This is a genomic window from Paenibacillus sp. FSL H8-0168, from assembly GCF_038592955.1.
In the GTDB taxonomy this organism is placed as follows: Bacteria; Bacillota; Bacilli; order Paenibacillales; family Paenibacillaceae; genus Paenibacillus; species Paenibacillus polymyxa_B.
On sequence record NZ_CP151948.1, the window covers coordinates 2,774,156 to 2,786,038 of the forward strand.

An 11,883-nucleotide genomic window follows, 5' to 3' on the forward strand; every position below is an offset into this window, starting at 1 on the left:
TGAAACAAGTGAACACACAGCATTTGGCGATGCTGATTCCTGAAAAAGAATTTGCGCAGCAAATTCATGTTTGGTGGCGATAGCGGAGGGGTTCCACACGTACCCATCCCGAACACGACCGTTAAGCCCTCCAGCGCCGATGGTACTTGGACCGCAGGGTCCTGGGAGAGTAGGACGTCGCCAAGCAAATACAAGTATGACGTTAACATAAAAAACCGCGATTATCGCGGTTTTTTTGTTTTCAAAAAGATATGCTTGTCAAAAATCCAGTATGAATCCCCTAAGTCAAGACAAGTAAGACAAAAATAACACAGTTTTGTTTTTGAAAAAACCATGTTAAACTTTTCTCTTAGAAATAAATGTACTTTCTGAGGTGAGTTGAAGTGTTGGAACGTTCTATGGGGAATACAAGGGAATTACACAAAGGAAAGGGAGTGATTAAAAAAGAAAAGGAGATTATAAATGAGCACTTATCAAGCAGTTATTAGTGATGGATTTGAGCTGAAATATGCTATAAGAGGTAACGGAAGACCGATATTGGTGATCGGCAGTAGTGTATATTATCCTCGCTTATTTTCAGACCATTTATATAAAAAGTTTCAGTTTATTTTTCTGGATCATAGAGGGTTTGCAAAACCGACTCGAGCTTTAAAACCAGAAGACTATACTTTGGATAAAGTTATTAATGATATAGAAACAGCAAGACAATGCCTTCATCTAAATGAATTTATCATATTAGGACATTCCGGGCATGCTTTTATGGCTTTAGAATATGCTAAACAATACCCGGACTATGTTCAAAAAGTGGTACTTTTAAATTCAGCACCTACAAACAGCCAAGAAAGACAACGGCAAAGCTTTTCTTTCTTTAATGAAACGGCCAGTTCAGAAAGAAAGGAACGTTTTGAAAAGGACATTGTTTTATTAGAGGAAGATATCAAAAGAGACCCTGATAGAAGATTTGTTCACATGTGTATACGTATGGGAGCTCAAAGCTTTTATGATTATGCCTATAATGCGGCCTACACGTGGAATGATGTATATACGAACATGCCTATCATTGATTATTTATGGGGAGAAGTATTCGGAAACATGAATTTGATACAATCCTTAGCGGATATCCATAAATCCGTATTTATTGGTTTGGGAAGGTATGATTATTTGGTTGCGCCAGTTTCTTTATGGGATAGGGTCGATGACACCTACGAGAACGTGAAAAAAGTGGTTTTTGAATATAGTGGGCATAACCCGATGTTTGAAGAACCTCATTGTTTTGATCAAACATTAGCCGAATGGATAAATGAAGATCACTAGGATTCTTGCTAAATCATCTCTTAGATGCTCAGTGGCCCGTAAAATGAGAATCACCTTCATTTTACGGGCTTTCTTATTGAGCGTTATTTATCTTTTGCACCGATGACAAAATACTATGATTTTGTTATTAGTGACTTGACGGCTTAACTAGGTTCTGTATAATAACCGAAAGGAAATAATGTATTGTTAGTTTTTTGTTGTACTTCTATCTGGAACAGCTCAAAGGATCAAGCGGACTGAACAATTTAGTAAAGCAATGATATGGAGGTCGTTATGAAATACGAAATTATTTTGTTTGATGTTGATGACACGCTGTTTGATTTTAAAATGGCAGAGAGTCATGCGCTACATAATACGTTTGCCCAATTTGGATTGCCGCAAGGGGCCACGGAGTATAAATCCAGCTATGATGAAATCAACAGTTCGTTGTGGCGAGAGGCAGAGGAAGGACATATTACCTCGGCACAGCTACGGGTCGAGAGGTTTAAGCGATTATTTACTGTTCATGGTCTAGACTTCAATCCAGATGCCTTTAGTGCTGCTTATTTACGTTATTTGGGTGAAGGTGCTTTTTTGATGGACGGAGCGATTGAATTATGTAATGTACTATCCGACTGTCGTTTGGCGATCATTACGAATGGAATCAAAGAGGTGCAAACCTCCAGAATTCAGCTTTCGCCGCTGCGTGATGTGTTTGAGCAGGTAATTATTTCAGAGGAAGTGGGTTGTCAAAAGCCGCACCCTGGTATTTTCGATTACGCATTTACCAATTTGGCCATCTCAAATAAAAGTAAGGTCCTCATGGTCGGCGATTCTTTAACCTCTGATATTCAAGGAGGGAACAAATACGGAATTGATACCTGTTGGTTCAACCCTTCCAGAAAAACAAATACGTCTGGGATTCAACCTACTTATGAAATAACAAGTTTGATGGAGCTGCCGAATAGTGTACTTTCAAAGTATCCCGTACTGAATCATACATCGGCTGAAATTAGATGAATAATGTCGAAATCAGAAGGCCGGAAATTAAGGATATCGAAAAGTTAAATGAATTGTTTAGAGTTGTGATTACAGACACGTTTGCTAAAGAAGGCATTGGTCATATGCTGGAAGACATAGAGGAGGAAATTGATACTAAGAGGTTATATTTGGAAAGTGACTTGGAGAGTCACGGTGAGCAGCGATATTTCTTAATCGCTGTAGATGGGAATCAAATAATGGGTTCTATTGAATATGGACCAGTAAGTCAACTAATAAGTAAATCTACCAGTGATACATTTAAAAAGTTATGCGAGGTAGGAACTGTATTTGTTCACCCTGACTACCAGAAGATTGGGGTAGGGAATTTATTGTTGAAATCAATGTATTTGGCGCTGAAGAATAGAGGAGTAGAAGAATTTTGTTTAGATAGTGGATATCGTATTGCGCAGAAAATATGGAAAAAGAAATTTGGAACTCCTGATTATTTATTAAAAGATTATTGGGGAGCAGGCTCTGATCATATGATATGGAAAATCAAAGTCAAGGATGCTATTAAATGATCAATTGCTTGGTTGGCAATCTCTTGTGTGTCTTTAATCTACAGGGACCAAAGTTATAAAACAAGGCAGGCCGGAAAATCGGACTGCCTTGTTTTAATTTTTTCATCGATATTCACCGTTGCTAACTGCATTTGTTATTAGTTGGAGATAGCTTTAAGGCGGAAGGTAGAGCTGGCGAAATCTCCAGAGAGATCCGAGACAACAAGCCCAATTTTCATTAGGCGGTCACCTCCAAAAATTTCGCCATCAAATGCTACGCAGAAGGGGGAACCGCCATCTTTCACTAAGGTATTACCCGCATGGACTGGTGTGTTGCCCGTCGCTCCGTGTTCGATTATATACTTTTTATCTGGGTCAAGTCCTTTTAGAGTTAGTCGCCGGATGGGCCCATTCGGTTCAGCTAGTACGCGGAAGTAAGCGACAAAAGCTTCGGACTGGTCCTCGCTAACGAACATCCAGGCCGTATCGCCTCGGCCTTCAAATGGACTAAGGAGTCGATACATATCTCCCTGCTGTACGAGGGAACGAATTTCCTTATACTGGGCAATTTGTTTGGCAGCGAGCTCCTTTTCTTCATTTGTAAAGGCAGTTAGGTCAAGTTCGTAGCCAAAATTTCCGCTCATTGCCACGTCGCCGCGTATAGCGAGGGAGGTGATTCGCCCCACCTGGTGATTTGGTACGTTCGATACGTGTGCGCCCATGGTACTGGCTGGATACACGATGCTTGTGCCGTACTGGATAGCCAATCTTTCAATGGCATCGGTATCGTCACTGGTCCATGTCTGCGGCATATAGTAGAGCATTCCGGGATCGAATCGTCCGCCGCCTCCGGAACAGCTTTCGAACAAGATGTCCGGGAACTGAGAGGTCAGACGTTCCATCAGATCGTAAAGTCCGAGCATATATCGGTGCGCAGTTTCCTTTTGACGTTCACTAGGAGCGGTAGCCGAAGCAATCTCCGTCATATTACGGTTCATGTCCCACTTGACATAAGTAATTGGAGCGATCGAGAATACGGAGCTAAGTGTCTCATACAAGTAGTCACATACTTCCTTGCGGGAGAGATCGAGCACCAGTTGGGATCGGCCTTCCGTCCGCCGCCGGCCTTCTGCATGCAGGCACCAGTCGGGATGGCTGCGGTACAGTTCACTATCCGGTGAGACCATTTCCGGCTCAACCCACAAGCCAAACTGTAATCCTTGTTCATTAACCCGTTTTGCCAGGTCAGCAAGCCCGCCAGGCAGCTTGCGACGGTCTTCAAACCAGTCTCCAAGCGAACTGTCATCGTTGTCGCGCTTACCAAACCAACCGTCATCTAGAACAAAGAGCTCAATTCCAAGGGGTCCTGCTTCCTTGGCAATCGCTTCGATTTTGTCGGCGTCGAAGTCGAAATACGTGGCTTCCCAATTGTTCACGAGAATCGGACGTTCTTTGTCACGGTAAGCCCCTCGGCACAGACGTGTGCGATAGAGTCGGTGATAGGTGCGTGACATGCCTCCAAGACCTTCTTCGGAAAAGACCAATACAGCTTCAGGGGTCTGGAATGACTGACCCGACTCAAGCCGCCAGGAGAAGTCAAAAGGATTGATTCCGATACTTACACGAGTCTGATTGAACTGCTCTACTTCCGCCTGTGCGACGAAGTTGCTGCTGTAGATTAGACTGAAACCGTACACATCCCCACGGTCTTCAGTCGCATCAGGACGAAGCAATGCCAGAAATGGATTCATTTGGTGACTGCTGGATCCCCGTCTGCTCTCGAGTCGAATGGAACCAGGTCCGAGATCGCGTCGTTGGATATGTCTTTCCCGAACCCAGGCTCCAGGTAAGTAGAGAGCTTGGTAGTTGGAATCGGCGAAGTCGACTGAGGCGCTCATGGCATGTTCAATATTTATGGTAGCGCTTCCCTTTTGTTCAAAAAGAGCAGACCTAGCAATAGCACTGTGATTCGCAAATACAGTATAGAGCAGTGTAGTCTTAAGCCCAGAGTATGGATCTTCAAGGATCAAAAAGAGGGTTGTGGCTTCATCATCCGATTCGGTATAGACGGAAGGAAGTCCCTCGAGCTTTGGTTTACCCGGTTCAATACGGTAACCACTATATTTCAGCTCCGTAGTCCGAGTCCCGTCCGCAAGTGCAACCTGGTAAGCTGGTTGACGAAAGTCGCTTGTTCCATACTGGGGGTATTCCTGAGGAAGCGTGTCCAAAGAAATTGTACGGCTGGAAGAAACGGGAGTGGGAGAGAAGGAGCAACGCTCCCTAAGCTCCAGTATACTTGCGAGACTTTGGTCATGATGAAGTTGAGCTCCCCAATAGACATGTGCGGGATATCCTTCTACAAGCTGGATAATATAGCTGCAATCCTTGGACTGCAAATGAAACAAACCAAGCGTCTCGTTAACATGAATGTTCATGATATTCACTCCTTAGGGGGTTATCATTATTGTTTTACGTAAGGATACTGATCAATGACAATAAGACTCTCAAGTACTGATTTTAGCCTTTTTTGCATGAACTCTCCCGAATGACAAGCTTAGTCCCGATCACGCTATACGCAGGTGGTTCACGCCCCTCAAACCGTTCAGAGAGCAGTTGCACGGCAGCCTTTCCCATCTGTTCAGGATAGGCACGGACGGTGGTTAGCGGAGGCTGCACGAAGGCTGCCATCTCAATGTCGTCGAAGCCGACAACAGCCATATCTTCGGGTACCTTGACTCCATGTCCATGAAGGGCGCGGAGGGCACCAATAGCGAGCGGATCGCTTGCAGCGAAGCAGGCCGTCGGTCGTTCCTGTTGGGTTAGAAGTTCGTTCATCATGAGATAACCATCCGCGGTACTCCAGGCACCTATACGGACGAATTGAGGATTGTACAATCCCTGTTCCCGCATGAATCGTTCAAAATAATGCGCTCTTCGCTCACCGTCGCTCTTACCGCCGATAAATCCGATTTGTCGGTGGCCAAGCTCAAGTAGATGTCCGAGTGCCTGATCAACAGCTTGCCGGAAATGAAGTCGTACAGAATCATACTCCAGCTGTTCATGGTACTGGTCGACAAGGACAATGGTGTTCTTGTCAGGATGAAGTTTGAATACCTCTTCAGGATCAACGCCGCCCACAACAATCAGACCGTCCGCCTTCTGCAGGGTGCCGATGGATGAGCGGCCTCGCAAGGTCTGGCCCAACGTCAGTCCAAGCTCTTCACAGCGCAGTTCGATTCCACGGCGGATCGAGGCGTAATACGGATCGTCTCTTTCCTCCTCAATAGAACACCACAGCAGGAGGGAGACCGTTTTCCCGGCACGTTCCGTATTCTGCTTTAATTGCCTCAGCCGGGTAGGCTTATACCCGAGTTGCTCGGCAACCCCAAAAATTCTGTTTTTAGTGTCTGGGCTTACGGACAGTGACAGATCGTTATTTAAAACCCTTGAAACGGTTGCGGCAGACACACCCGCTTCGCGGGCAATGTCTTTAATGGTTGCCAAAAGAGCTCACACCTTTTTAGTTAATAATTTTACTAAAAATCGACTTTATCCTAACACATCTCTAAAGCACTTTCAAGAAGAACGGTTGAATTTTTTTAACTTTATTTTTGATCTACTACTGTAGAGATTGTTTGTGTTAACATGATGAATATTCTCTTGATGAGGGAGGGGTCCTAGTTGAATATTCTGTCACTAGCTCGTAAGTGGTTTGGTCGACTTCGCTTTAAAAGCAAGGTTATAACGGTATTTCTTCCGCTAATTATTATTTCTCTGCTTGTTCTTGGACTGTTGTCCAACCAACTTTTCAGCCGTTCTTTGATAGAGCAAACCACCAGTAATGTTGTCGATGAGTCTCAGCTTATCTTGTCTAGGACCGATTACATATTCAGGAGTGTGGAAACGGCGGCCAATATTATGGTCACGAATATTAACCGGATGTATGATTCATACGGTGTCAAACCTGATACTGCCATGGAGCCTATTCAGTTTGAAAACTTGATGCAGAGCCGCCTATCCATTGATTTGTCAATCTTTCGTGAGGTGGATGCCGCTGTATTCATTGATAATGAAGGGACGATTTTCGCCTCTTATACCGAAAGCGGGGATGATCGTAAGATCTATAGCATGCTTAAGCGGATAAGGGAATCCGAAAGTTATGGACAAGCCCTCTGGTTTGATATGGAGAAGAGGGATTTCCTAACACCAGATCCGAGCTCTCCCGTTTTGACGCTGGGGAAGACGGTCATTAATATAGACACCGGCGAACCCTATGGAACGCTTTTTCTGTTAGTGAAGGAAGAAGGTTTGTCCGATTACTTTCGTTCCAGCGATCCAGATGCACCCAAATCTTATTATTTTTTAGATAACGAAATGCGCGTGGCTGTGGCAGAAGACAATGAGATGTTGATGAATCCGGTGAATCCACAGCTGGGTGAGGCCATCCAACGTTGTGCACCTAATGCATCCCATGGAACGTGCTCATTCGAGTATGAGGGCAATCTGGTAACGGTCACGGATTACAACCGGATGGATTGGAAGTTGGTCAATATTGTTTCACTTAGCCTGCTTACGGCTGATGTCCGGAAAAATGTTAGGCTGTCGCTCTTAATCGGCGTGTTATGCCTTATTTTTTCCTGGCTGGGCGCTAGCTTTCTATCTAAAATGGTCGTTAGCCCTCTCGAACAACTAACTAGGGCCATGCGGACTGTTGTAACCGGTGACTTGCAATCGGTTACAACAGTCCGCACAGAGGATGAGATCGGTACCATTGCTGAAGCGTTTAATTTTATGATAAGACGAGTTCGGGAGCTGCTGGATGAGGTAAGGCAGGAACAGAACCGTAAGCGTGAATATGAACTTGCACTGATAAGTGCCCAAATTAAACCGCATTTTCTGTACAACACTTTGGATACCATTTATGCACTCAATGAGTTAGATCGGAATGAGGAGGCTAGAGATACCACAAAAGCGCTGGCAGATTTTTATCGAATGGTGCTGAACAAGGGACGGGAATTAATCACTTTAGAAAAGGAAGCTCAGATTACTGATGATTACCTGACGATTCTGCAAATCCGTTATCCCGATGTGTTTCGCTATGAAGTGGATATCCCTCCCGAGCTTGCAGGTACACCGATCCCGAAGCTCTCGCTTCAGCCACTTGTCGAGAATTCGATTTACCATGGTCTTAAGAAGAAAGAAACAAAAGGTTTTATCCGTATTTTTGCCTTTAAACAGGGCGATAAGGTGATCGTTCGGGTGCAGGACAACGGTGTGGGGATGGATGAATTCCAAGTTCAGACTATCATGTCCAGACATTTACCGAAAGAAGGAATACGATCAATCGGTACCTACAGTGTTCAGCAACGACTGAGCCTGTATTTTGGCGAGGAGTATGGGATATCCGTGCAAAGTGTGCTCACGGAGGGAACAACTGTTGACCTGTTGCTGCCGATGCTGCCAAAGGGGAGTGAACACCAAGATGTATAAAGTGATGATTGTCGATGATGAACCGCTGTTCCGAGACTTTCTGCGTATTAAGATAGATTGGGAAAGTCATGGCTTTCGGGTTTGCTGCGAAGCAAGGAACGGCCAGGAAGCACTTCAGGAAGCAGAGCGGCATCAGCCGCATCTCGCCCTCGTAGATATCAATATGCCCTTTATTGACGGAATTGAATTAGCCGAGAGGTTGAAAGTCAAGTTCGAACGCATCGTTATTGTATTCATATCCGGACATAACGAATTTGAATACCTACAGAAGGCGGTTCGAACCGGAGTACAGGATTATTTGTTGAAGCCGTTCAATGCAGAAGAAATGCTCTCGATGTTGGAACGTATTAAGCCGAAACTACCGGTGTTTCCACAAGAGAGCGAAAGTACCGAGTGGGGTAAGCATGGTAGCGAAGCGTTGCACGGCAGAGCAGGTATGCCTGATTTGGGCCATCTGCGTGATGCGGTCGTGCTAGACCTCCGAATGAAAGACAGTGAAACGTTAGAGGAGGTCCGTAAGGCAATCCGGCAGCTTAGTATATACAAGTGGGGGGATGAATACGCAGATGCGATGCTTATGGGAATCGTATCTCTAGCACTTTCCTTTGCAAGTGAACGCGGCATTCCTTATGATCGGCTATGGGATGAAGGAGGGAATAAATCTCCTTACGACCGGCTGCGGGAGTTGGATTCCTGGGAGGCTGCTGAAGATTGGATGCTCGCCCTATACCGCAAGCTGATCCAGCTGATGGAGAATATGCGTCCTACGAAGGCATCCAATTTGTTTGCGGCGGCGATCAATTATATCGAGGAACATTATGCAGACACAGAGTTGTCTGCTGAGCAGGTTTCGTGCGGAGTTTTCGTCGATCCCAGCTATCTCCGCCGCGTTTTTCGCAAGGAGTCTGGCTTCTCCATAGTGGATCATATTACACACATCCGGATGAAGAAGGCCAAGGAGCTTTTGCTGTATGGAAATCGGAAGCTGTCAGAAATCGCTGAAAGTGTTGGATACAGTGACCCCAATTATTTCGGCAAATGCTTCAAGAAACGCTTTGGCATGACACCGACTGAATATGAGCAACTTAAAAAAAGGTAGCGCCTTTCCTAAGAGGCAGGACAAATCGATTTAAGCCTGGCGGTTTTCCTATATATGGAGAACCGCTACTCTATTTGTCCCGTTTTTTACTGATTAAGCCCGTTTTATTCCTTAATCAAAAAAAGAAGCGGCAGTATACTGTAGTCATGCAAATGAAAGCGTAATCATAAAACACACTGCATGAGGGGGATTAAACACATGAAAAAAACTTACAGAAGTTGGAGTGCAGCTTTGCTAGTGCTCACCATGTCTATTGGATTGGTCGCTTGTGGCGAAGATAACTCGACCTCTTCCAAGAGCGAGGCAGAGGCCGGTACGATCAAATTGAAGGTGTATGCGCAGCATTTTGATGACGATACCATAAAGCCGTTCGATTATGCGGTGGAAGAACTCAAAAAGAAGATACCAAACGTAGAGATTGAACTGGATCCTGCCGTGCAGGATGGAGGCCAGAAGCTGAAAACCTATGCGGCAACGGGAAACATGCCAGACATCTATTTAGCGGATTGGTCTGTTCTGCAAACTTTCGCAAAATCGAAAAATGTTGAGGTGCTGGACAACTATGACACAACGGCCGAATTCAAGAAGAATCTTAACCCGGGTGTTGAATCGCGTTTGGTAGCTCCAGACAATCATGTATATGCTTATCCCGAAACCGGTATAGAATTCCAAATGATCTATTATAACAAGTCAATTTTTGAGAAGGTCGGAATCAAAACACCGCTTAAGACGATTGACCAGATGGCCGATGCAGCGAAAAAGTTGAAAGCCGCAGGTTATGTACCTATGTCAATATTTGCCAAGGAAAAATGGATAACGACCGCTTTTTATAATGGACTGGTTACAAGGGAGCAGCCACATGGATTCGGAGCACTTGATCAGAAAGGTGTAATAGCATTGCCGAAAGCATTTGTAACAGCGGCTCAGCAGATGAAGCAATTGCAGAGAGCCGGATTGTTCGATGCCAACGCCACGAATACCAATTATGATCAGGCATCGTCCTTATTTTATCAAGGGAAGGCTGCTATGTTCGTGAACGGACAATGGGAAATTTACAGTTCACAAGAAAAGCTGGGCGACCAGGTTGACTGGATGTACTGGCCTGCAAAGGATGAAGCAACCTACGAGAATTCCAAATATTTCATAGACGGCTCGGGTTCACCACAAGGTTACGCAGTATCACCGAGTAGCAAAAACAAGGAAACAGCTGTAAAGGTAGCGGCCTTCCTTGCCACAAAGTCAGCCGAGTACAGATACACCCAACTTGGAAGTCCAATTGTTTCGCAGAAAGTGGATAAGCCAATGGCCTCTAATGTCCCAGCAATGATGCAGCGAGTCGTCAAAGAGTTGCTGCCAAACGCGCAGGAATATGCTCAACTTCTGAGCAATACAAAAATTCAGAACACCATTAATGACAATACTCAAAATTTAATGGTAGACAATTTCTCTGAACAGGATTTTGTGAACAATTTGAATAGTACATTGGAAAAAGAAAACTGAGAATTCAGGGATTCGGCAACCCTTGGCGGATAAGTCGTTGGGGGATGCTGTTCCAAATATAAGGGGTGGAAGCAAGACATGAATAAATATTTGGGGAACAAATCGGCGCTCGCACTGTTTCTCCTCCCTGCTTTGATACTGTATAGCGTGATACTGATATATCCCGTTCTGCAAACTGTTCTTCGCAGCTTTTATGATTGGGACGGCCTGAGTACGCTGACCTTTTCGGGACTGAGTAATTATCGGGAACTGTTCTCCGATCCTCTACTTGCTACTTCGCTTAAGAACGGATTAATCTTTGCCATTGTGCTGGCGGTCTTTCAGATCGGACTGGGAACACTATTAGCGCTAATCTGTGCGGACCCGCGCACACGCGGGCGAAAAATACTGAAAACGTCTTATTTTATCCCAGTTGTCTTATCGGTAACCGTGGTGTGCCAGCTGTGGATCGCAATCTATGACCCAACTAACGGATTGATCAACCGGCTGTTTGATCTCTTGAACATCCCTTATCAGCAAAATTGGCTAAGCTCCCCGACAGCATCGATTATTGCCATCGCCTTCGTTAATGCCTGGCAGTTTATGGGGTATCAATTCGCGCTGCTATATGCAGGAGTTAAGTCAGTACCCGAGGACTACTTTGAAGCCGCCACGATTGACGGCTGCAGCAAATGGAGAGCGCACTGGCATGTCACACTTCCTCTGATGAGGGAAACTTACAAATTCTGCTTTATTATTGCGATTACCTCTGGAATTGGGGCCTTTGTGCAGATGCTGATTATGACAAATGGTGGCCCCGGCACTACAAACTATACAATGACATTCATGATTTACCGCTATGCTTTCATGGAAAGCAACTATGGGTATGCATGTGCTGTATCCGTGCTGCTTGTACTAATCTCACTATTGGCAACTGTAGTCATCAATAAGCTGTTCGACCGCGGACAAACCGCCTGATAA

The 11,883-nt window shown here is 45.0% G+C and carries 9 protein-coding genes and 1 rRNA gene; 8 read left to right on the top strand and 2 right to left on the bottom strand.

Going from position 1 to position 11,883, the window contains the following annotated elements; translation table 11 throughout:
- The first annotated feature begins 69 nt into the window (after positions 1-69).
- The 4 genes from rrf to MHI21_RS12670 all read left to right on the top strand — a co-directional run bounded on the left by rrf (position 70) and on the right by MHI21_RS12670 (position 2,855).
- Positions 70-186 (top strand): 5S ribosomal RNA (gene rrf / locus MHI21_RS12655).
- A gap of 276 nt (positions 187-462) precedes the next feature.
- Positions 463-1,314 (top strand): alpha/beta hydrolase, encoded by an 852-nt coding sequence (locus MHI21_RS12660; RefSeq protein WP_341161429.1) that lies wholly within the window; start codon positions 463-465, stop codon positions 1,312-1,314.
- A 273-nt stretch (positions 1,315-1,587) separates the two neighbouring features.
- Positions 1,588-2,313 (top strand): YjjG family noncanonical pyrimidine nucleotidase, encoded by a 726-nt coding sequence (locus tag MHI21_RS12665; protein WP_342420138.1) that lies wholly within the window; start codon positions 1,588-1,590, stop codon positions 2,311-2,313.
- Complete coding sequence (locus MHI21_RS12670) at positions 2,310-2,855, top strand: GNAT family N-acetyltransferase (protein ID WP_342420139.1); 546 nt, start codon at positions 2,310-2,312, stop codon at positions 2,853-2,855. Before MHI21_RS12665 ends, MHI21_RS12670 begins: the two co-directional genes overlap by 4 nt.
- A 137-nt stretch (positions 2,856-2,992) precedes the next feature.
- On the opposite strand, the gene MHI21_RS12675 is transcribed toward MHI21_RS12670, so the two are convergent.
- Together MHI21_RS12675 and MHI21_RS12680 are read right to left on the bottom strand one after the other, a co-directional pair.
- On the bottom strand, positions 2,993-5,269 hold the full coding sequence (locus tag MHI21_RS12675) for an alpha-galactosidase (protein ID WP_342420140.1): 2,277 nt from the start codon (positions 5,267-5,269) through the stop codon (positions 2,993-2,995).
- Positions 5,270-5,351: 82 nt separating this feature from the next.
- Entirely contained in the window at positions 5,352-6,338 is a 987-nt protein-coding gene (locus tag MHI21_RS12680; RefSeq protein WP_061830985.1) for a substrate-binding domain-containing protein, read from the bottom strand.
- Positions 6,339-6,515: 177 nt separating this feature from the next.
- Here MHI21_RS12680 and MHI21_RS12685 point away from each other — a divergent pair, with 177 nt between their 5' ends.
- The 4 genes from MHI21_RS12685 to MHI21_RS12700 all read left to right on the top strand — a co-directional run bounded on the left by MHI21_RS12685 (position 6,516) and on the right by MHI21_RS12700 (position 11,880).
- Positions 6,516-8,324 (top strand): histidine kinase, encoded by a 1,809-nt coding sequence (locus tag MHI21_RS12685; protein ID WP_342420141.1) that lies wholly within the window; start codon positions 6,516-6,518, stop codon positions 8,322-8,324.
- Positions 8,317-9,423 carry a response regulator gene (locus tag MHI21_RS12690; RefSeq protein WP_341161423.1) on the top strand — a complete coding sequence of 369 codons (1,107 nt, stop codon included), beginning with the start codon at positions 8,317-8,319 and terminating at the stop codon, positions 9,421-9,423. The genes MHI21_RS12685 and MHI21_RS12690 overlap by 8 nt, the downstream gene beginning before the upstream one ends.
- Before the next feature lie 198 nt (positions 9,424-9,621).
- On the top strand, positions 9,622-10,923 hold the full coding sequence (locus tag MHI21_RS12695) for an extracellular solute-binding protein (protein ID WP_341161422.1): 1,302 nt from the start codon (positions 9,622-9,624) through the stop codon (positions 10,921-10,923).
- Between the two features lie 78 nt (positions 10,924-11,001).
- Positions 11,002-11,880, top strand: a complete 879-nt coding sequence (locus MHI21_RS12700; protein ID WP_061830977.1) for a sugar ABC transporter permease — start codon at positions 11,002-11,004, stop codon at positions 11,878-11,880.
- Positions 11,881-11,883: the final 3 nt, after the last annotated feature.